We start from the raw sequence: 21,539 nt of genomic DNA on the forward strand, positions 1-21,539 counted from the left end.
CGGTCGGCGGCCCGTTCTGGGCGCGCCTCAATCGTAGCCCGAGACGGTCCCGGGCTGACAATTTCGACTGTAATGGACGTTCTTAAACGACTAGTCGAAAAAGAACGTCCCCAATGACTAGCCATTTAAGAACGTCCCCAATAACTACTTTGCTAGAGCATATCGCTCGCCATTAGTCAAGGCATAGCTGTTTAAACGAAATAGCCTCAGTCTCAGCACGTTTGCATCTGTTTAAAAGCGGTAATAATGACAGCATGCGCATATCCGTCGTGTAAGTATTGGTTGGGTATCAGTTATCAGCGGCAGATCAGCCAATGATGCCGGAATGTAATCAACTTGTAACAAATTAAGACGTTTAAACAAATAATGCTACCTTTTGCAGTTTTTCAAACAATTCTGCTGTATTTGCAGCTATACTCCATAACTGTCGTGTAGGAATTACGTAGACAAAAAGGAGGTTATGTGATGGTAAGTATTGTTCTTGCTAGCCATGGTGACTTGGCGGCTGGAATCAAGCAGACGGGCTCGATGGTCTTTGGCGATCAGCCGTCTGTAGCCGTGGTCTCGCTCGAGCCGAGCATGGGCCCCGACGACTTCCGAGCCAAGGTCGAGGAAGCAGTCGCTTCCTTCGAGGACCAGGAGCAGGTGCTCTTCCTCGTTGATCTGTGGGGCGGCACGCCCTTCAACCAGATCAGCGGTCTCATCGAGGGCCATGATTCCTGGGCTATCGTCACCGGTGTCAACCTGCCTATGCTCATCGAGGCATATTCGCAGCGCTTTGACGCAAAGAACACTGCACATGCGATCGCAAAACATCTCGTGACTGAGGCTAAGGCCGGCGTGCGCGTCAAGCCCGAGTCTCTGGAGCCCGAGGAGAAGAAGCCGGCTGCGGCCGCCGCTGCTCCTGCGGGTGCCATTCCTCCGGGAACGGTGATCGGCGACGGGCACATCAAGATCGCCCACGTCCGTATCGACACGCGTCTGCTGCATGGTCAGGTGGCCACCACGTGGACCAAGCAGATCAACCCCAACCGCATCATCGTGGTCTCCGACGGCGTTGCTCACGACGAGCTCCGCAAGACCATGATCGAGCAGGCTGCCCCTCCGGGAGTCCACGCCAACGTCGTGCCCATCAAGAAGATGGCCGAGGTCGTCAAGGACACGCGCTTTGGCGACACCAAGGCGATGCTGCTCTTCGAGAACCCGCAGGATCTGCTCAGGGCCATCGAGGCCGGCGTCGACATCAAGGAAGCCAACATCGGTTCCATGGCCCACTCCAAGGGCAAGGTCGTCGTCACTAACGCCGTCGCCATGGGCGATGACGACGTCAAGACCATCGAGGCTCTCAAGGCCAAGGGCGTCAAGTTCGAGGTCCGCAAGGTTCCTTCGGATTCCTCCGAGGATCTCGACGCCATGTTGAAGAAAGCTAAGGCCGAACTGGCCGCTCAAGCATAGTAAAGGAGGGTCCGATACATGTCTGCAATCACTATTCTGCTTGTTGCGATTGTCGCGTTGCTTGCCGGTATGGAAGGCATTCTGGATGAGTTCCAGTTCCATCAGCCGCTCGTGGCATGCACGCTTATCGGTCTCGTAACCGGTCACCTTCAGGAGGGCATCCTCCTGGGCGGTTCGCTCCAGATGATGGCCCTTGGCTGGGCTAACGTCGGCGCCGCCGTCGCGCCTGACGCCGCTCTGGCCTCGGTCGCTTCTTCGATCATCATGGTGCTCGCCCTCAACGGTGGCGCCACTGATTCGGCCAAGGCCGTTACCGCCGCTATCGCCGTCGCCGTCCCGCTGTCGGTCGCTGGCCTGTTCCTGACCATGATCTGCCGTACCCTGGCTACCGCTATGGTTCACGGCATGGACGCCTGCGCCGAGAAGGGCGACTTCGCCGGCATCGAGCGTTGGCAGTACGCCGGCATCCTCATGCAGGGTGTTCGTATCGCCATCCCGGCAGTACTTCTGTGCATCATCCCGGCCGAGGCCGTTACCAACGCGCTTAACGCTATGCCCGATTGGCTGTCCGGCGGCATGGCTGTCGGCGGCGGCATGGTCGCTTCCGTCGGTTACGCCATGGTCATCAACATGATGGCCACCAAGGAGACCTGGCCGTTCTTCATCCTCGGCTTTGTCCTTGCTGCCATCCCTCAGCTCACGCTGATCGCCCTTGGCCTCATCGGTATCTCCCTTGCCCTCATCTACCTTGGCCTTAAGGATCTGGCCAAGCAGGGTGGCGGCATGGGCGGTGGCTCCGGTGACCCGCTCGGCGACATTCTGAACGATTACGAGTAGGAGGGGAGTGATACATATGGCAGAGAACAAGATTCAGCTCACCAAGGCTGACCGTAAGAAGGTTTGCTTCCGTCATCAGTTCCTTCAGGGCTCGTGGAACTACGAGCGTATGCAGAACGGCGGCTGGTGCTTCGCAATGATCCCTGCGATCAAGAAGCTCTACACCAGCAAGGATGACCAGATTGCCGCTCTTAAGCGCCACCTGGAGTTCTATAACACCCACCCCTATGTTTCCGCCCCCGTCATTGGCGTTACCCTCGCCCTCGAGGAGGAGCGCGCCAACGGTGCTCCGATTGACGACGTCGCCATTCAGGGCGTCAAGGTCGGTATGATGGGCCCGCTCGCCGGCGTCGGCGACCCCGCCTTCTGGTTCACCCTTCGCCCGATTCTGGGCGCACTGGGCGCTTCCCTGGCCCTGTCCGGCAGCATCGCCGGTCCGCTGCTGTTCTTCTTCGCGTGGAACATCATCCGTTACGCCTTCCTGTGGTACACGCAGGAGTTTGGCTACAAGGTCGGCTCCTCCATCGCCAAGGACCTCTCCGGCGGTCTGATGGGCAAGGTCACCGAGGGTGCTTCCATCCTGGGTATGTTCATCATCGGCGCCCTGGTCGAGCGCTGGGTGTCCATCTCCTTCACTCCGGTCGTCTCCAAGGTCACGCAGTCCGCTGGCGCCTATATCGACTGGGCCAACCTGCCCGCCGGTTCTGAGGGCATCAAGCAGGCATTGACGATGTACAGCTCTGTCGGTGCCAACGCACTCGACCCGGTGAAGGTCACCACGCTTCAGGCCAACCTCGATCAGCTCATCCCCGGCCTTGCCGCCGTGTGCCTGACCCTTCTGGTCTGCAAGCTCCTCAAGAAGAAGGTCAGCCCGATCGTCATCATCCTGGCTCTCTTCGCCGTCGGCATCATCGGTCGCGTCTGCGGCTTCATGTAAGCACGCTTCGGCTTAAGACCGAGAGTTGCTAGGCAAGGGCTTTTGAGCCATTGAAACGGACCGCACCCGGTGGGTACACTGGATGCGGTCCGATTGTTTTATTTGGAGGGCGAGGCGCGCATGGCGCAATCACAGAACAGCACGGTCGATCTGGCAACGCCGGCAACCTGCCTGATGGGGCTTACCAGTCACGGTAACGTGATGGTGGGCAATAAGGCGTTTGAGTACTATAACGAGCGTAATCCCGAGGATTATATCCAAATCCCGTGGGACGAGGTCGACTATATTGCCGCCGAGGTTTTGCGCGGCACCAAGAAGATTACGCGTTTTGCCATCTTCACCAAGGACAACGGCCACTTTACGTTTTCGACGCGCGACGATAAAGAGACGCTTCGCGCGGTCCGTAAGTACGTCGACGAGGATAAGCTCGTGCGTTCGCCCGACTTTATCGATGTGACGGCCAAGGGCGCCAAGAGCATCCCCTCCGTTATCAAAAACCTTTTCCACAAAGGCAAGTAGTCGTTGGGTTGTCATTGGGGACGTTCTTAAACGACTAGTCATTAAAGAACGTCGCAGATGACTATCTCGAAGAGCGGTTATGCGCTGCATGGTAGTGGCGCAAATCTGCTACACTAATACAACATGCCTCCGTAGCTCAGGGGATAGAGCACCGCTCTCCTAAAGCGGGTGTCGACGGTTCGAATCCGCCCGGGGGCACCAGAGATTTGCCGAGCCCGGTACCACCACGGTGCCGGGCTCTTCTGGTCTAAGGGCCGGATTCGGACCGTCGACACCCGCGTCACTCATTTCCCCGCGGGGGGAGTTTTCGAATCCGCCCGGGGGCACCAGAGATTTGCCGAGCCCGGTACCACCACGGTGCCGGGCTCTTCTGGTTTAAAGGTATACCGTGGTTTTCGCTACTTCAGATGAAGAAAGCGCCCGTTTGCAGGGGGAGCAAACGGGCGCAATTGAGCGAATGTATTTACGTCAGCAGCCGCTGTGGGCAACGTCTTGATGACTAGTTGGTCGTACCGGAATCGTCGCCTGAATCAGTACCAGAGCCAGAAATCGAAACCGTCAACGTGATCGTGCTGTCGGTAGACTGCTTGCCGGTGGGGGAGACGCCCGTAACGGTGGCGTTTTCGTTGCCGCTCACGGGGTTACCGTTCTGATCGCAGAATGCGATGTTGTAGAACCCGGCGTTGTTGAGCGCGGTAACGGCGGCGGAGATGCTCTTGCCGTACAGGTTGCCCGGAACGCTGGCTTTGCCGGACTTCTTGGCAATGACGACGGTAATCGTGGCGCCAGGCTTCTGCTTGCCGCTGGGGTTCCAGCTAATCACGGTGCCCTCGGTAACCGAATCGTTCTCCTGGTAGCTCACGTCGACGCCAAAGCCTGCCATATCGAGGGCGTTGCGCGCCTGGGCCTCGGTCATGTCGGTCAGATCGGGGACGGAGGTGGTGTCAGGACCGCTGGAGACCTTGTACGAGATGGTCGTGCCCTTCTCGACTTCCTTACCGGGTTCGGTGCCCTGCTCAAAGACCTGGCCCTCATCGGCCTCGTTGGCCTCCTCGGAGGCGTTGCCCTTCAGGCCAACGCTTGCCAGCGCGGCTTCTGCCTGGTCCTTGGTCAGGCCGACAAGCCGGGGAACCTCAACCTTCTCGGAGGGCTTGGGGCCCTTGGAGATTACCAGGTTCACCTTGGTGCCCTTGGCCTTCTTGGTTTTGCCGTTGGGCGTCTGCTCGGCGACCTTGCCCTCGTCGATATCGTCGTTGTAGCTTTGGTCGATGGTGCCGACCTCGAGGCCGGCTTCCTTGATCTGCTCGACGGCAGTCTGCTGGTCCTTGCCCAGCACATCGGGCACGGTGACCTGCTCGCCGCCAAAGAGTCCTGTGGCAAAGGCCACCACGATGCCGATGACGGCAACGGCTGCCACCACGGCGGCGATGATCTTGTTCTTGTTGGATTTGGGCTTTTCGACCTCGTAGGAGCCGGTGGAGCCCGAAACCGAGCTACGGGCGGTATTCTGGCCGCTCACGCCCGAGACGGGACGCACCATGGCGCGCGTCTGATCGGAAAGCTCGCGAGTCTTGGTGGCGCCCAGCTCGCCGGGGGCACCGATGATGCGCGTGGGCTCCGAGATGTTGACGGCACGGCCCGACAGGTAGCTGTTGAGCACCTGACGAAGCTCGTCGGCGGTCTGGAAGCGGTTTGCCGGGTCCTTCTCCATGCACTTGAGGATGATGCGCTCAAGGTCGGCGTCGACACCGGAGTTGATCTGGCTCGGTGGAATAGGCAGCTCGTTGACCTGCTTGAGTGCGACCGAGATAGCGTCGTCACCGTCAAAGGGAACGCGGCCGGTGGCGCACTCATACATCACGACGCCCAGCGAGTAGATATCCGAGGTGGGGCCGAGGTCCTGACCACGGGTCTGCTCGGGGCTGACGTAGTGGGCGGTTCCCAGCACGTTGTTGTCTTGCGTGAGGTGGCTGTTCTTGGCGCGCGCGATGCCAAAGTCCATCACCTTGATGTTGCCGTCGGGCAGCACCATGATGTTCTGCGGCTTAATGTCGCGGTGGATGATCTCGTGCTTGTGAGCGACCGAAAGCGCGGAGCTGATCTGCGAGCCGATCTGGGCGACCTTCTTGGGGTCGAGGGCGCCGTGGCTCTTGATGCCGCTCTTAAGGTCGGTACCGCGCAGGTACTCCATGACGATGTAATAGGTGTCGCCGTCCTTGCCCCAATCGTAGACGCCCACGATATAGGGGGAGGAGAGACCGGCTGCTGCCTGGGCCTCCTGCTTAAAGCGCGCGGCGAAGGTTGCGTCACCGGCATACTGCGGCAGCATGATCTTGACGGCTACCGTGCGGTCGAGGACCTGGTCCTGTGCACGGTAGACGGTCGCCATGCCGCCTGTTCCCACCTTATCCTTGAGGAGGTATCTTCCCCCGAGGACCCTCTGTTCCATTCCTGCTCCTAACATAACTATTCGCTCAACGATGTGTGTAGTACCTACGATGTGGCCGCTGGGGCCGTGTGGCGCGTTGCCGCTAACTCTTCGGCCGCGGCGCGCCTCGGGTGTCCGATTCGATCATGGGCATCACGCTCCCTGTGCGGCAAGCGCCGCGGTCAGGACGATGCCGGCGATCTTGGCGGCCTTGACGTCATGCTTGTCGTAATCCTCTAGGGCCACCGAGATAGCGACCGTGGGTGAATCGTAAGGTGCAAAGCCAACGAACATCGAGTTGACGTTGGTGCCGCCGGTTTCGGCCGAGCCGGTCTTGCCGGCGACCTTGACGCCGGGGATTTGGGCATCGGTGCCGGTGCCGGACTGGACGACGGCAAGCATGGCCTGCTTGACCTGGTCGGCCGTGGCGGAGCTGACGGCCTGACCCAGCGAGCGGGACTGCGTGGTCTTGACCACGGTTCCGTCCGGGGCGAGTACCTGGGCTACAAAGTACGGGTCCATGACTACGCCGCTGTTAGCGATGGCGGCGGCAATCACGGCGTTTTGCATGACGGTGGTCTGCGGCCCGGGCGTGTGGTCCATGCCGACAGGCTGGCCGGCGCCGGCCCAGGCGGTCTCCCACTCGGTCATGAGCGACGGGTCGGCCATGATGGAGGCCGCGGAGGTCAGGTCCTGGCCGAGCTTTTGGCCGTAGCCAAAGGCGTTGGCAAACTGCACGAGCGTGTTTGCGCCAACTTCGTTTGCCACTTGGCCAAAGACGACGTTGGAGGACACGGCAAAGGCCTGCTGCAGGCTGATGGTGCCGTAGTTCTCGTTGGCATAGTTGGTGACCGGTGCGTTGCCGATGTCCATGGAGCCGGGCGCCTGGTAGGTGCTGGTAAGGCTGGCGGTGCCGGTCTCGAGTGCCGCGGAAAGCGTAACGACCTTAAACGTGGAGCCCGGCGTGTACAGCGCGTCCATGGCGCGATTGTACATAGAGCCGTCCTCGCCGCCGCCAGCCTGCAGCAGGGCGTCGATGTTGGTGTTGTCGTAGGTGGGCGAGCTGGCACATGCGAGCACCGCGCCGGTACGCGGGTCGATGACCACTACAGCGCCCTTAAAGCCCTTGAGCGCCTGCTCGGCCGCCGTCTGGATACGCGAGTCGATGGTGAGCTTGGCGGTGTTGCCCGGCTGGGTCTGGCCCGCGAGCGACGCGATGGCGTTGTTCCAGCTGGAGTAATCCTTAGAGCCGGTGAGCGTGTCGTTCATGACGCTCTCGATGGCGGTGGTGCCATACTGCTGGCTCACGTAGCCAACCACGTGCGCTGCCAGGTTGCCGTTGGGGTAGGAGCGTACGTAGGTGCCGTCCTCCTGCTGCAGCGACTCGGCCAGCGTCACGCCATCGGACGTGATGATGGAGCCGCGCTGGATGTACTTGGAGCGGGCGATGGTGTGGTTGTTGGTCGGCATGTCCTGATAGTCCTTGGCCTTGATGACCTGGACATAGGTGAGGTTGCCGATAAGGATGGCGAACAGCGCCGTAAAGGCGAGCACCGCACGGGTTAGACGGTTGGCGAGCGCAACGCGGCCGAGCACACCGGATTCAGGCGTGTCGAGCAGGCGACGGCGCATGCGCGAGCCGACGGAATGGCTGCCGCTGCCGTAGGAAGACGAGGTGGCAAAGCGCGTGCCCGTCGGGGCGGCGGCAGATGCGACCTGATCATCGGTGATGGCGGCCATAGTGCCGGTGCCGGTAAGCTCTGCCTCGCGTCCGGTCGCCTCGTCACCGGCGCGCAGCAGGAGCGCGACGATGATAAAGCTTGCCAGCAGCGAGGAACCGCCCTGGCTCATAAAGGGCAGGGTGACGCCGGTCAGCGGGATCAGGCGGGTAACGCCACCCACGATCAAGAAGGCCTGGAAGCTGATGGCGGCCGTAAGGCCCGTGGCGCTAAAGGCGGCGAGGTCGGATTTAGCGCGGGCAGCCGTGGTGAGGCCACGCACGGCAAAGAGCATAAACAGGATGAGCACGGCGCCGCCGCCCAAAAGGCCCATCTCCTCGCCGATGGCAGAGAAGATAAAGTCGGACTCGACGACAGGGATGTTGTTGGCCATGCCGTTGCCGATGCCAACACCGACCAGACCGCCATCGGCAAGCGAGAAGAGCGACTGGACGATCTGGTAGCCCTGGCCCTGGGCGTCCTTAAACGGATCGACCCAAACCTGGAAACGCACCTGAACGTGAGACAGGAACTTGTAGGCGCCCACGGCTCCGACGGCTAAGAGCGCAAGGCCGATAACGACATACGAAAAGCGCCCCGTGGCAACGTAGAGCATCAGCAAGAAGATGGTGTAGAACAGCACGGCAGAACCCAGGTCGCGTTCGAAGACGACGACGAGCAGGCACACACCCCACACGGCAAACAGCGGCAGCAGCAGTCGCAGGCGAGGGATCTTAAAGCCCAAGATCTTGCGGTTGGAGATGGAGAGCAGCTCGCGGTTCTCGGCCAGGTACCCTGCCAGGAACAGCACGATAAAGACTTTGGCGAACTCGCCGGGCTGGATGGTAAAGCCCGCGATGCGAATCCACAGCTTGGAGCCCGAGATCGTGGTGCCGATAAAGATAGGCAGCATCAGCAGAATGATGCCGATAATGCCAAAGGTGTACTTGTAGCGCATGACTACGTCGAGGTTCTTAACCAACGCGAGCGTTCCCACCATGAGCGCCACCGAGACAAACAGGATGATGAGCTGTGAGATGGCGAGAGCGGGGGCGAGACGCGTCACGAACGTGATGCCGATGCCCGAAAGCACAAAGACAATGGGCAGGATAGCGGGGTCGGCACCGGGCGCCAAGATGCGCACGGCAATGTGGGCCGCGGCAAAGGCGGCAAAGAGGCCGATCGGTACGGCGAGCGTCTCAAAGGAGATGGCAGCGCCCGCGGTGAGGACGTACATCGCATACAGTAGGATGACGGGGAACGCCGAGGCGATGAGCAAGAGCAGCTCGGTGTTGCGGCGACTCATAAGCGGCACTCCCTTTCTAGTTCTTTTCGGAGGCTTCGGCCTCGGCGGACTGTTCGGCGGTTTTCTCGGAATCTGATTCGGAGGTCGATCCCTGATCGGTGTTGTCGCGAATCGTTTGCGCGTCGATCACCTGGCGGGTCTGCTCCTCGTCGATCTGGTGGCGGTACTTGGATATCGTGTCCTGCGCATCGTCGACACTTGTTTGCGGAATGCCCGCCTTGAGGCGGTTTTGCGTGTCTTCGGGCAGGTCGGACAGCTTGATACTGGTTTCGCTTTCGAGCCAGTGAAGCTTGAGTCCGAGCGGCTTGCCGGGAAGGCCGCGCCAGACGGCGACATTGCCCTGGTAGGTACCCAGGTAGTACGAGCCGGTGACACCCGTGTAGGCCCAGATGGCAGCCGCCAGCACCAAGACGAGACCTAAGACGACGCCGATGGTGACGTTGCGGCGACGCACGCGTTGCGCCTCGCGCATAACGCCATCGTCAACCAGGTCAACGACTACTACGGTCACGTTGTCGTGGCCGCCGGCGGCAAGCGCCGCGTCCACTAGGTTGTCGACGCAGATTTGCGCGGTTGAGGACTGCGTGGCGATGTTCTCGATATCGCTATCGGGAATCATGCTCGAAAGGCCGTCAGAGCACAGTATCAGGCGGTCGCCTTCCTCGATATGCAGAGTGAAGTGGTCGGCATACATGGCGGGGTCCGAGCCCAGCGCACGGGTGATGACCGAACGGTTGGGGTGGACGCGAGCCTCGTCTGCCGTGATCTCGCCGGCGTCCACGAGCTCCTCCACGTAGGAGTGATCGCGGGTCACGCGGATGAGCGTGCCCTCGTGGAGCAGGTAGGCGCGAGAGTCGCCCACGTGGGCGATGGCGAGCGTGTCGTTTTCGATATAGGCGCAGGTGGCTGTGCAGCCCATGCCGGGCTTGCCCAGGCCATTCAAGGCAGCCTCGATTACGGCGGCGTTGGCGGCCTCGACGGCTGCCGCCAGGCGCGCGGCGTCGGCAGACTGTGGGGCCGTCTTGGCAATAGTCTCGACGGCGATGGAAGAGGCCACCTCGCCGGCGGCGTGACCGCCCATGCCATCGCATACGCAAAAGAGCGGCGACTGCACCAGGTAGGAATCCTCATTGTGCGGGCGCACACAGCCAACGTCAGAGCGGGCGCCCCACATGAGTTGCGTGGTGGTGCCGGCATCATAGGTCGAGTCGGTCTCGATGCGCTCCTCGGTCAGGGGCTCAAAGCTCATGGTCGAGCCGGGGTCTTTGAGCTTGGCCTCAACGGCGGCAACGTCGATCTCGGCTGTGTCACCGGGAGAGACGGTGTCGGTCTCGGCGTTTGATTCGGAATTGCCGTTGTCCGGGGAGTCGGGCTCCTCGGACACGCGGGCGGTCGACTCGTCGTCTTGCGGGCTGACGTCTATAGGCTCGGGTGTCGCAAAGTGCGACGGCGCGAGCGTGCTTTGCGACTGGGCGGCGGGCTCAGCCACAGCATCGGACTCGTTTGCGGGCGCAGGCTGCGGGGCCTTGGGTGCAGGGCCGTCCTCGGGGGATGGCCCTGCCTCGGGCGCCGGCGTAGACGCGGGCGCAACCTCGGATGACGGGGCTATGGGAAACGCCGGCGCGGCGGGCTCGGGTGCCGCAAACACCGCAGCGCTCTCGTTGATTGCCGCGGCGACGGGCTCTGCAAAGTGAGCCGGCGTCGGGGTTGCTTCGGGCGCTGTGGGCTGATCCGCAGCATGTGCGCCGATGGGCGCCGCTACGGCATTTTCTTCGTCCTCGTTATCGGCGAGATCCGAAATATCATGCGTGACATGCGAAAGAGGCAGGGAGAACACGGTGTCCTCGGGTTCCACGGGTGCGGAGCCCGCCGGAGCGGCGTGGGCCGGCGCAGCTGTGGCGGCGGCCGGTGCCTCGGTCATAGTTGCGGACTTGTTCTCCTCGTCGATCATCGACGGTTCACCTTCATGACCACATCGCCAATCTGGACTTCGTCGCCCTCGCGCAGCGTTGCGGGCTCCACAAGCTGGCGGCCGTTGACGAGCGTGCCGTTAAGCGAGTTGAGGTCCTCGATGATGAGCGCCGGGCCCTGCAGCGAAAAGCGCGCATGCGAGGCCGAGACGAACGGTTCGTTGATGCAGATGTCCGAAGATGGCGAGCGACCGACGATGACGGGGCCGAGCATGTCTACGTGGATGCCGCGGATACCGCGCGGACCCTTGTCCACATCGATCGTCCAGATAGCCGAGTCGCGACGCTGCCCGCGCACAAGTCCCACGCCGGTCTTCATGACGGCGAACAGGAAGATATAGAGCAGAGCGACCAGGACGATGCGGCCTGCAAAAAGGACGATATCGATGTTCATAAGAGACTATCCCCTAAATTCAAAGGTGCTCAGGCCAAACGTCAGCAGATCGCCGTTGCGCAGCGGGCAGCGCGTAATGCGGCGGTTGTTGACGAGTGTGCCGTTGGTGGAATTGAGGTCCTCGATCGACCAATCCGAGCCCGTAAAGGTGAGCTGGGCGTGGCGGCGCGATACGTTGGGGTCGCGCAGGGCAATATCGGAAACTGAGCGCTCGCGACCGATAGTCACCTGTGCGGAGGTGATGCTATGGCTCTCGCCGCTCACGACGTCGACGAGCTGGGCGAGCGGGCGCTGTGGGGCGCGAGTGCTCGCCATGTTGGAGGCGATGCCGGCTGCGGCGCCTAGGCCCACGGCGGCACCGGTCGCGGCGGCTCCGCCCATGCCGGCAAGCGCGTCGCGCGAGACGGTCTGCGGCACCGGGATAGGAGCGGCGGGGTCGGGGACGCTAGGCGCGAAGGGATCTGCTACGGCAAGCGGGTCAGGAGCGGCGGCGCGAGGCGTCGGCTGCTGCTGGGGCATGGCGGCGGGGCGCTGCGGCTGCGGGGCAGCAAACTGCTGCTGGCCGGCGCGCGGGGCGCTGGCGGCACGGCTTGCCGCGGAGTTGTTTTGGCCCAGACCGTTTTGATAGGCGCGCTCTTCTTCGTACAGGCGGCCGAGCGTGGGGGCATCGACGTTCTCGGCAAAGACCGAGAACTTGCCGGCGCGCAGCTGCGGATCGATCATAAAGCGCACGAGGGGCTCGCCGACAAAGACATAGCGGCGCTTTTCGGCCTGCGCTTTCACAAACTCGCGGACCTCGCGCGAAAGCTCGGGGTAGAACGGGGCGAGCATGGGATCGTCGTCGGCGGCGATCAGGATGGTATAGAGTGCCGGCGCCGTGTTGACGCCATTGATCACCAGAGTCTGATCCTCCATGTCGCGAGCGGCCTGCTTGGCAAGCTTCTTAAAGGAGAACGGGGCACGGGTGGCACCGAAGATGCCGGCCACGTGGTCCTCGAAGATGTTCAGGAAGTTCACGAAAGATCACTCTCCGTATAGGTTCTTTGGTATCCGAGCAAATATAGGCATATCCCAACGATTATAGAGGATAGGGTTCCCGCAACTGCCGCCTTGGCGGCGACCGCGGCTGCAAGGCTGGCAATTTCCATATGGTGTGCAAGACAGGATGCCGCTGCGCAGCCGATGCCGGTGACGGCGATGGCGGCGATTGCGGCAAGGTTTGAGCCCTGGTCGGCACGCTTGGCATGGGCATTGAGCAGCGCAGATGACGCTGCGGCAGTTGTCGCGACCAGCACAAAGGCAGCCCAAAGGAGCGGGTCTTCCAGCGCTGCGGCAACGTTACCGAGCCCCAGCACGCCTCCGGCTGAAAGCGCGACCGTCGCCAGACGGGCAAAAAGCACGCCCATGCCCGTTGCCGCGGCGGCGCTTGCCGGGCCGAGCCAAAATGACGCGACGCCGGCGGCGACCCCAGCTGCCAGGAAGGTATTGCCAGTCAGACAGCCAAGCGCGAGTGCACAGGTGAGCGCGGCGCTCGCGGCAGCCTCGGTGCGACCCCAGGCGATCCACCAACCGGACATGGCAGCGGCAAAGACCACCGCGACGGGCAACATCGACAGGATGCCCTGCGCCTGCATGGTGGCGTTGGCCATGAGCACCAAAAAGCCCACAGCCGAGATGGCCGAGCCGATCTGGGGGGCCAGGCCAGCCGCCGCTCCGATCGCGATAGCCGCAATGACCAGGCCGGGAAGCGCCGCGACCCCGGCCGTTTGCATCAGCAAAAAGCTAAAGGCGCCGCACGTTAGCGCCGAGATAGCGTGCATGGTGTAGTCGCGCGCATGGCTCCAGCGCGTGCCCGCCCAGCCGAGCGCGGGGTCGACCTCGATGGCGTCGTCCTCGTAGTGCGACGGCTCGATATCGTCGAGCTCCTGCTCGTCATCCGAAAGTTCGCCAACCATTTGCTCCAGGCTGCGACGGCCTTCGCGCACGCTGCCCAGACCGGCAAGGAGCTGGTCGCAAAATGCCTCGATGCTGTTGGGGCGGTCCTGCGGCATGGGGGAGAGCGCGCTCATGAGCGCGGCCTCGGCTCCCGGGGGAAAGTGTGGTATCAGCTCGCTGGGATAGGTGGCGCCGCCGATGATGCGGCCGAGCGAGTCGGCGGGCGTGGCCGCCATAAAAGGAGCGCTGCCGCACAGGCCCTCGTAGATCACACAGGCGAGGGCAAAGACATCGGCGCGCTCGTCGACCGTGCCGGTCTCGATATCGAGCTGCTCGGGCGGCATGTAGCCGATGGTGCCGCCGCGTGAGCCGCCAAAGCCACCGGCGGACGACAGCCGCGCCGTGCCAAAGTCGGTGAGCTTTACATTGCCCGAGTGGTCGATGAGCACGTTGGCGGGCTTAATGTCCAGGTGGAGTACGCCATTACTGTGGGCGAAGGTGAGCGCCTGGCCCAGGGCATCGGCAATGGCCGCGGCCTCGTCAAAGGTAAGTGAGTGGCCGTCCGCGCGGTGCAAAAACTCGGCCAGCGACATGCCATCGACATATTCCATAACCAGGTAGGCATAGGCTGTGTCGTGCGTAAAGTCGATGACCTGCACGATGTTGGGATGTTGAAGCATGGCGGCAGTGTGCGCCTCGCGCAGGACATCCATGATGTCGCTAGCGGGCATGCCGGCACCGTTGATAAGGGGGATGCGTTTAATGGCGACGCGGCGGCGCAGGTGCGTGTCGCGGCAGATCTCGATGGAGCCAAAACCGCCGGTCGCAAGTGTCTCGAGCGGCTGGTACCGCTTGAGCAGCTCGCGAGAGCTGGTGCCCTCCAAAGGAACGTCCGGCGAGAACCGGGCGGTATGTTGCGAGAAAAGCGGCATGGCCAACCCTCGTGCGTTTAAAGTTCGTTTGCGAGCGGCGGGCGCGGGGCCGAGCCGTTCGCGGTGGCATAGATGCTGCTAGTGTAGCACGCTCGGGCAGATGGCGAGGATAGCGGGATGCGAGGTGGCCCGATCGATTCGGCCCGTTTCGGCTCGTTTGGAAAGCGCATCTCAGTTTTCAGCCAAATTATGGGATGCGCTTTCCAAATGGGGTGGGCTGCGGAAACTGCATCCCAGAATATTGCCCTGGAACGGGATGCGCTTTCCGAACCGGCGTCCAAAAGGAAACCGCATCCCGCTTTGATGTGGGGACTGCGAACAAAAGCCGGACCGTGATCTGGCGCGGATTGGAGTTCGCCTGAATCATTGATGCTGGCTGGTGTGAGAACAGAGATAAACGAGCGGCTCGAGCGATATAATGACACGCTATGGAGGCCGTATGCTCTTTTCCCGCCGTTCTGCTACATTTGCCTGCGCCATTGCGCTTGTCGTAATGGCGGTCACCCCTTATCACCGGTTTTCATCTTCAATCGGCCTAGCGTCAGGTGCAATGACCTGGCTCGTTATCCTGGGCGCATGCCTCGCGGCGTTTGTTCATGGTGCTGCGCTATGCAAGGGGGGAATGAGAAGGCCGAGGCATCTCGGTGCCATCGGTGTTTTCCTTGGTGTTATTGCAACGGTTCCCGAATGGGCCGACCTGGCTTTCTATGCTCGCGGAGACTCTATTCCAATCGTGTTTGCACCGATTTGGTTGTTACATGGCGTTTCGTGTGTCTCGTGCTTTGTTGGGTCGCTGCTTCTCTCATATGTTATTTGGGGCACGGCGGACTCTCCTTTGACGCAGAGGTCGACACGGACTGACGAAAGGGAAACTCGTCACCCGCAGGACGCGATTTTTACAGAAACAATAGCCGTCATGTCTTGCCTGCTGTTTTGCTGTCGAGTTTCATGGAGAGTCGTTCCCGAGCCATGGGGGATGCCCCCTGTAACGGCCGCGTCAATTGGCCTTGCGCTTTTAATTCCGTTGGTCTATCTCGCATTGACTGTGGCCCCGCCGTTTTGCCGCCCTCGTGCCTTTGGCCATGGGCGGCGCGACGTGTTTGCCTGTTCTGTGCTCGTAGCAGTTCCTATTGGTCTTATTCCGGCTGTTGAGGCGGCATACTTCGCAAGCGATGCCGTGGTCATTGCATTGCTGGCGATGGGGTCCGTTATCGCTGCTGCCTTCGTATGCATGTTGCTAAGGGGGAAACGGGACAACAATTCGGATATCGCCTGTGCGTCCGACACATTCGATGCGGGGGTGTTTTCCCCTGCCCTGTCGCCTAGAGAAGAGCAGTTTGTTCGACTGCTGCTCAAAGGGAAAACGCCGGCGGAAATTGCCAAGGAGACGGATACGAAGCCATCGACGGTGAGAACAACGCTTCACCGAGCATACGGGAAGGCGTCGGTTGCGGGCTCACGCGAGCTCGTGGCGCTGTTTGCGGGTGAGGGCGATACTGTAGGGCATGAGCTACCGCAGCGGCATGCTGACGATATAGTGGCATCAGCTCGAACGCGCCGGCTGTTTCGATACCTGCTCACATTATTCTTTATCCTCCTTGCGGCGGGGCCCTTGGTAATGGCGGATAGCGATTGGGGGTCCGGTGTTTCGCGGGCTGTCGCCTTTTCCCTCTTAAGCTACGCATTGGGTCTCGGACTGCTTCTGTCGCTACGCTACGCGGGTGGAAAAGCGAATCGTGGCGCTGCGCTGGATAGAGCGGGTGAAGCGATTTGGCTCGGAAGCCCGTACGTATGGGCGGTGCTATCTGCTGTGGAATGGTCTTTTATCTATATCGCGGCATTGATGTGCATACGCGTTCCGTTGATGGCTGTGCCGGTCCTGTTTTGCGGCGTGGCGTCTACGGCTTCGCTCGCTGTTGGGCTGCGTCCGTTTAAGGTGCATGCCCATGCTCGGGCTATCGTGCCGTTGGTGTCAATGGGCATGGTTGCCTTAATCTATGCGGTCGCTAGGGGGCGAATCCATGGACTTGCGGTGCTGACGGGGGTGCTGCTCACATATATAGTGATGCGAAGCTGTCCGCAGCGCAAAATGCTTGGGATATGGATGCTTTGCTTCGGGGCGACGGCTCCTGTTTGGGCTGTCTTGCTCAATATGGTGCAGGATCTGACGGTTTTCGAGCCGTTGTTCCTCGCGTCGTTGTTGGGGCAAAGTTCGGCTGTCAATGTCGTCGTGGCAACGGTGATTGTTTGCTGGTCTGTGCCCATGTTCGTTACGCACATCGCGCTCGCCCGCTCGGTTGAGGACGAGAAGGCCGTCTTGGAGTACCGGGCGAACGGGTCCACCGAAACGGCCCGCGTGCGCCAGCTGGCCCTGCTTACGTCGCGCTCCCTTTCTGATGTTCAGTCGCAAATTTTGCTGATGACGGCAGAGGGGGCAACGACAAAGGCCATTGCGGAGGATGTCGGTTACGCTGCATCTACGGTGCAAGCGCTGCGGTCTGCATCTTACCGCCAGTTGAAGATCAAGAATAAGGCGGAGCTAATTTTATTGTTATCGCAGGTAAATAACGTGTAAACGCCTGAGCAATCAACTCAATAGCGGGTGTTTACAGACATCTTTCTCTATTCATGCGAAGGTTGCCGTGCGTCGACGCATTGTTAACCGCTTTTGATTGGAGAAGGCCATGATTAAGCCAAGGAGCGCTATTGCTCGAATCGGAGTCGGCTTGGTGATTGCAGCTGGTCTGTCCCTAGGGGTTCCCGCTGCATCGTTTGCACAAGAGGAGTTTGACACCTCTCAGGTTTCCAGCATTACTCAAAACGCCGATACGGGAATTACGACCTGTACGAACAATGCCGATAAGGCATTTAGTTTTCAATGTGCCGGGACGAGTGCAACTGGCTACCGTCAAAAGGATGATTCCTCATCGCTCTATCTGGATATCCAGGGCCATACGGGAAATCCGCTTCGGTTATATACAGACGGTGCGTATAACACAAGCGGTAGCGGCAGCATGAATTGTACTCAGGGAACGTATCGTTCGAATCACAAGGGACAGTGGGAAATGTATAACCTCGTCCGTGAGAACGGGCGATCTGCGGCGCGACTGACTGCATGGGCGGAGTCTGGCTACGGCACTGTTATTGGTGTATGGAGCCCCGACTGCGTCGGGCATTTCCACAAGCTTCCCGCATAGTTGTTTGAAATGGCTCCCTTCCGGCTTTCTGGGTCGGAAGGGGGAGGAGGGCGTATGAACCAAAAGCTCGCAAGATACGAACTGTCGAAAACGATTAGACGTCCAGCTTTTATCCTTGCTCTCTTGATTGCGGTCGCAGTTGCAATAGCTGCCGCGCTGGAGCCGTGGGCAAATTTGGAAAAAGAGCGCCACAACCTTCTTTCTTTTGGTTACGGCGTTGGCGTGCAAGCCGAAAATTATCTCGGTCAAACACGTGAAAGCAGCTTCGGTAACTGGATTGTTGTGAGCGCGAACGCGCCACTGTCTGCGTCGGTGTTTTTCTATGTACTGCCCCTGCTTGCAATGTTGGCTGGATCTTGGTCGTGTCTCTTTGAGCGTTTGAGTGGTTATGACATGCAGATATGCACGCGCGTTTCCAGAAAGGCGTACGTGAACGTAAAGATGCTGTCTGCTTTCCTCTCCGCGTTTACAGTGACTGCCATTCCTCTGCTCGTCAATTTCCTGATCGTCTCGATGCTTTTTCCTGCGTATCTTCCTCGGGTCGATGAGTCGACTTACGTAGGACTTTACCTGCATAGCTACTTCTCCGGTCTATTTTATTCGCATCCTTTGTCATATGTGCTCGCATACACGCTGTTCGATGCTGTCACGCTCGGGACTTTATCCATGGCTGTAACTGGCTTCTCAATTTTGTTTCGTAGCAGAATCAAAGCGATAATTGTCCCGTATCTGCTAATGGTTGCGTGGCATTTTGCAAATGGCTGGATCTTCGGCGTAATGGCTTGTGTGGGGTTTAACTGCAATATCCTCAACAGCATCAGGTCGGAATCGCTGAATAACTGGCCAGACATTCGAGCCGGTTTTGCGGAAATCATATTATTGACCCTTGCTTCGTTGGCTTTTTCTGGGGCGTGGAAAAGACGCGAGGTGGTCTGATGCTGTTTAGGCTGGTCGCCGCGGACCTGAGGACCGTTTTGAAGAAGAACATCATCACTTTTATTGCAATTGCGGCAGTGACCGTTGCGAACTTGGTGTACGCCTACGGATTGTCTTCTGTGTATGGGGTTAGAACGGATACCTTGGGGTTTGCGGATAATCTTGCGCTCGTGTTTGCCGGATCTGCTCCGTTTGAGCCTAGGCCCGGGGTCATGTTTGTGCCTCCGCTAGGATGGCTATTTCTCATTCTGCTTATTCTCTATACAACACTCGACTATCCGACCGAATCGTTGCACGGGTTTGGTTTGCAAGCGCTTGTTCGATGCCGGGCAAGAACCCTTTGGTGGGTCTCGCGTTTTATCTTGGTGGCGGCAGTAACGGCATTTTCACTGCTCGTGGTGGTTTGCTCTGTTGTGATTTGGAGCTTGGTGGTGAGCTCCTCGTTCAGCGCGGTCATTCATGGTGAGTCGCTTCAACTGGCTAATTTGGCGCCGTGGTTTCTCAAAGCTGCCGAGGCAGATGCGCTGCCGTTTTTCATAGGTCTCTTATTTGCTTTTGAGGCGCTTGCGTTTGCGCAGGCAGCGGTTGGGTTTGTGCTTGGGTCGTCAGTCTCGTTTGTGGTTTTAATGAGCTACCTGATCTGCTCGGCATATGCACGACATTGGGCGCTATTGGGTAACGCCTTGATGCTGTTGCGCTGGGGTGGAATTGTCAAAGAGGGAATCGCGGCGGGCTCGAGTGTCTTGTCATCAATTGGGCTTATGTCGTTATGCCTATCGTTGGGTGGACTGTGGTTTCGAAGGGCCGACCTTATAGAAAAGGGGGACAAGATATGAGTGTGATCGTAAGGGGCGTATCGAAGCGCATGGGTAAAAACGATGTCCTGCGCAACGTGTCCATCGAGGTTGACCCTGGGACTGTGGTCGGGCTTCAGGGGATAAACGGTTCGGGTAAGACCATGCTCATGCGAGCGGTTTGCGGGTTGATCAAGCCTACCGAAGGCGAAATCTCTATCGATGGCCAAAGGCTTGGGGCGGACATCTCGTTCCCGCCGAGTCTGGGGATGTTGATCGAGGCGCCTTCCTTTTTGGGATATCTGTCTGGCTACGACAATCTGAAGCTCATCGCTCAGATCAAGGGCGTTGCCACCCCCGAGGACATTCGCTCTGCCCTGCGGCTCGTGGGGCTCGATGCAGACGAAAAAAAGAAGTTCCGAGCATACTCGCTTGGGATGAAGCAGCGTCTGGGGATAGCTGCGGCAATTATGGAGAAGCCGAAGCTGCTTGTTCTCGATGAGCCAACGAATGCCCTCGACGAAGCGGGCGTTGAAATGCTCAAGCGCGTTGTGGCGATGGCGGCATCAACGGGTCGTGAGGTCCTTCTGTCCAGCCATGACGGAGAGGTGCTCGAGGAACTGGCCGATCGGGTTTACTGCATGCGCGACGGTGCCGTTGTGAAAGTTCGGGAAAGGTCGTGAGCGCGATGAAGAAGACCCTGTGGACGAGAAGATCGGCGCTCGCGCTTTTTTGCTGTGCTGCTGCCGGCCTTGCGGGCATGAGGGTGAGCGTCGTTAACGGGAACCGGACGGTCATTCCTGAGAAATATTACGCGGAGGGCGAATGGCTCTCGATGGATGGAGCGTTTCTGGGGTCGAAGGATGTGGTGACTGATGGGTATTCGTTTTGCATAGACGGGGCAGAGTTGCTCACGCCGCGCGAGTATCTCAAACGAGCACATGACGATTATTCAAAATATGGCACCGTGGATACGAAAACGAGACTGAAGGATGCCGACATCACGTGCGTTATCGCCGTAAAGATGCGTGTCAGAAATAGGGATAATATCGACGGTGGAATCAAAGCGTATGTTTGGCATCTGGTTCCGGAGTCTGCGCCAAACTATGATTTTGTAGTCAATACCGATCTGATAACGCAAGCCATGCCGGTCCTTGGCGGCTCTGCTGCGTTTGCCGTGGAGGTTGGGGCAGAAAACGAGTTGCTCGTCCCATTTATGATGCAGAACACCAACGACTATTTCGAAGGTTACGAGACCGTCCGTTTTGAGAAAGCATTTCCCGGGACTTACACGATGAAGATGACCGATCTGCCGGAGCGGAGGCTCTTAAGGTTTGAAGTGAAATAGCTCGAGAGCAAGGCAAAACGGGTCCATTGGCGGTACGCGCGCCCGATTCCAGGCGCCCCGGCCCGGAATCGGGCGCGGGACGAGGCGCCTTCGGTGTCGGCCGGCCTACCGCTTCTTCTTGCTCTTCTTCTGCTTGCGCTGCTTGCCCTTGGTCTCCTGGGGCTTGTCGCCCTGTTTTGCTTCGGCAGCGGCCTTTTCTGCCTTCATCTTCTTGCGTTTGGTCTCGATGCGGAGTTTTTTGTTGATGCGCGCCTTAAGGAAGGGACCGAACTGCTCGGCATCGCCGCGGACAAAGGTGTCCTTAGGGATCGTCACGCCCTGGTCGGCGAACATGGCCACAAAGATGCGCTCGCCGTCGAGCACGTGGTCGAGCTTTTCAAACGGGAAGAACTGCGACTTGCCGCTCGTGCCCCAAACCATCAGGCCGTCCTCGTTGGCGGCGACGCGGCGATAGCGGCCACCCATGGACTCGTCGGCCTCAACGGCGTCGATAAAGTCGCGGGCGAGGGTGTGGTGCAGGTTTTTGCTCCACCAGGCCAAAAAGGCGCCGAATACGATCAAGACGACGCCAAACTTGATCCAGTTGCCGCCGGCCACCAGCATGCCGATGCCGATGAGCGCGGCAATTGCCGCGGCGACATACAGCGAGCCGCGACGCCTGGGCGAGGCGACCAGGCGGGCGAAGTCGGTGACGAGGTCGTTTTCGTATTGGTACTCGTTGAGGTACAGGATGCCGTCGTCGGCTGCGGCCTGCTCCTCGAGCGCGACCTCGACCTGGTCGGCTGCTTCGGAGGGAACGAGGTTGCTCTCTGCGTCTGCCATGCTCTTTGGAC

General features: G+C 59.8%; 17 protein-coding genes and 1 tRNA gene. 11 read left to right on the plus strand and 7 right to left on the minus strand.

Annotated elements, in window-relative coordinates; genetic code table 11:
- Positions 1–465 precede the first annotated feature (465 nt).
- The 5 genes from DW180_RS07010 (at position 466) to DW180_RS07030 (ending at position 3,949) form a co-directional block, all read left to right on the plus strand.
- Complete coding sequence (locus DW180_RS07010) at positions 466–1,455, plus strand: PTS sugar transporter subunit IIB (protein WP_117637934.1); 990 nt, start codon at positions 466–468, stop codon at positions 1,453–1,455.
- Between the two features lie 18 nt (positions 1,456–1,473).
- Positions 1,474–2,292, plus strand: a complete 819-nt coding sequence (locus tag DW180_RS07015) for a PTS mannose/fructose/sorbose transporter subunit IIC (RefSeq protein WP_089573274.1) — start codon at positions 1,474–1,476, stop codon at positions 2,290–2,292.
- A 16-nt stretch (positions 2,293–2,308) separates the two neighbouring features.
- Positions 2,309–3,229 carry a PTS system mannose/fructose/sorbose family transporter subunit IID gene (locus DW180_RS07020; RefSeq protein ID WP_117564942.1) on the plus strand — a complete coding sequence of 307 codons (921 nt, stop codon included), beginning with the start codon at positions 2,309–2,311 and terminating at the stop codon, positions 3,227–3,229.
- A 120-nt stretch (positions 3,230–3,349) separates the two neighbouring features.
- The gene (locus DW180_RS07025; protein ID WP_117759121.1) at positions 3,350–3,748 is read left to right on the plus strand and encodes a DUF956 family protein; all 399 of its coding nucleotides are present in this window, start codon (positions 3,350–3,352) and stop codon (positions 3,746–3,748) included.
- A 125-nt stretch (positions 3,749–3,873) separates the two neighbouring features.
- Positions 3,874–3,949, plus strand: a tRNA-Arg gene (locus DW180_RS07030).
- 298 nt (positions 3,950–4,247) lie between these two features.
- Here DW180_RS07030 and pknB read toward each other — a convergent pair.
- The 6 genes from pknB to DW180_RS07060 form a co-directional block, all read right to left on the minus strand.
- Positions 4,248–6,197, minus strand: a complete 1,950-nt coding sequence (pknB, locus tag DW180_RS07035; RefSeq protein WP_118238154.1) for a Stk1 family PASTA domain-containing Ser/Thr kinase — start codon at positions 6,195–6,197, stop codon at positions 4,248–4,250.
- A 132-nt stretch (positions 6,198–6,329) separates the two neighbouring features.
- Positions 6,330–9,200 (minus strand): FtsW/RodA/SpoVE family cell cycle protein, encoded by a 2,871-nt coding sequence (locus DW180_RS07040; RefSeq protein WP_118238156.1) that lies wholly within the window; start codon positions 9,198–9,200, stop codon positions 6,330–6,332.
- 16 nt (positions 9,201–9,216) lie between these two features.
- A complete protein-coding gene (locus DW180_RS07045; protein ID WP_118238158.1) occupies positions 9,217–11,151 on the minus strand; it encodes a Stp1/IreP family PP2C-type Ser/Thr phosphatase in 1,935 nt (644 codons plus the stop codon).
- Positions 11,148–11,564: an FHA domain-containing protein gene (locus DW180_RS07050; RefSeq protein WP_006235180.1), complete on the minus strand. Its 417-nt coding sequence runs from the start codon at positions 11,562–11,564 to the stop codon at positions 11,148–11,150. The genes DW180_RS07045 and DW180_RS07050 overlap by 4 nt, the downstream gene beginning before the upstream one ends.
- A gap of 6 nt (positions 11,565–11,570) precedes the next feature.
- Entirely contained in the window at positions 11,571–12,581 is a 1,011-nt protein-coding gene (locus tag DW180_RS07055) for an FhaA domain-containing protein (protein WP_117564937.1), read from the minus strand.
- Entirely contained in the window at positions 12,578–14,431 is a 1,854-nt protein-coding gene (locus tag DW180_RS07060; RefSeq protein ID WP_118238160.1) for a serine/threonine-protein kinase, read from the minus strand. The genes DW180_RS07055 and DW180_RS07060 overlap by 4 nt, the downstream gene beginning before the upstream one ends.
- A 622-nt stretch (positions 14,432–15,053) precedes the next feature.
- Here DW180_RS07060 and DW180_RS07065 point away from each other — a divergent pair.
- The 6 genes from DW180_RS07065 to DW180_RS07085 all read left to right on the plus strand — a co-directional run bounded on the left by DW180_RS07065 (position 15,054) and on the right by DW180_RS07085 (position 20,706).
- Positions 15,054–17,006, plus strand: a complete 1,953-nt coding sequence (locus tag DW180_RS07065; RefSeq protein WP_158571690.1) for a helix-turn-helix transcriptional regulator — start codon at positions 15,054–15,056, stop codon at positions 17,004–17,006.
- Between the two features lie 109 nt (positions 17,007–17,115).
- Positions 17,116–17,628: a hypothetical protein gene (locus DW180_RS10150; RefSeq protein WP_124785772.1), complete on the plus strand. Its 513-nt coding sequence runs from the start codon at positions 17,116–17,118 to the stop codon at positions 17,626–17,628.
- 54 nt (positions 17,629–17,682) lie between these two features.
- The gene (locus DW180_RS07070) at positions 17,683–18,564 is read left to right on the plus strand and encodes a hypothetical protein (RefSeq protein WP_117800811.1); all 882 of its coding nucleotides are present in this window, start codon (positions 17,683–17,685) and stop codon (positions 18,562–18,564) included.
- Positions 18,565–18,602: 38 nt separating this feature from the next.
- Positions 18,603–19,400 (plus strand): hypothetical protein, encoded by a 798-nt coding sequence (locus tag DW180_RS07075; protein ID WP_147326479.1) that lies wholly within the window; start codon positions 18,603–18,605, stop codon positions 19,398–19,400.
- Complete coding sequence (locus DW180_RS07080) at positions 19,397–20,041, plus strand: ATP-binding cassette domain-containing protein (protein WP_089573263.1); 645 nt, start codon at positions 19,397–19,399, stop codon at positions 20,039–20,041. Before DW180_RS07075 ends, DW180_RS07080 begins: the two co-directional genes overlap by 4 nt.
- 5 nt (positions 20,042–20,046) lie before the next feature.
- Positions 20,047–20,706, plus strand: coding sequence for a DUF5028 domain-containing protein (locus DW180_RS07085; protein ID WP_117584193.1), 660 nt, complete (start codon positions 20,047–20,049; stop codon positions 20,704–20,706).
- 105 nt (positions 20,707–20,811) lie between these two features.
- On the opposite strand, the gene DW180_RS07090 is transcribed toward DW180_RS07085, so the two are convergent.
- Positions 20,812–21,528, minus strand: a complete 717-nt coding sequence (locus DW180_RS07090) for a hypothetical protein (RefSeq protein ID WP_089573261.1) — start codon at positions 21,526–21,528, stop codon at positions 20,812–20,814.
- Between the last annotated feature and the right edge of the window lie 11 nt (positions 21,529–21,539).

The organism is Collinsella sp. AM16-21 (assembly GCF_003471905.1).
GTDB lineage: Bacteria > Actinomycetota > Coriobacteriia > Coriobacteriales > Coriobacteriaceae > Collinsella.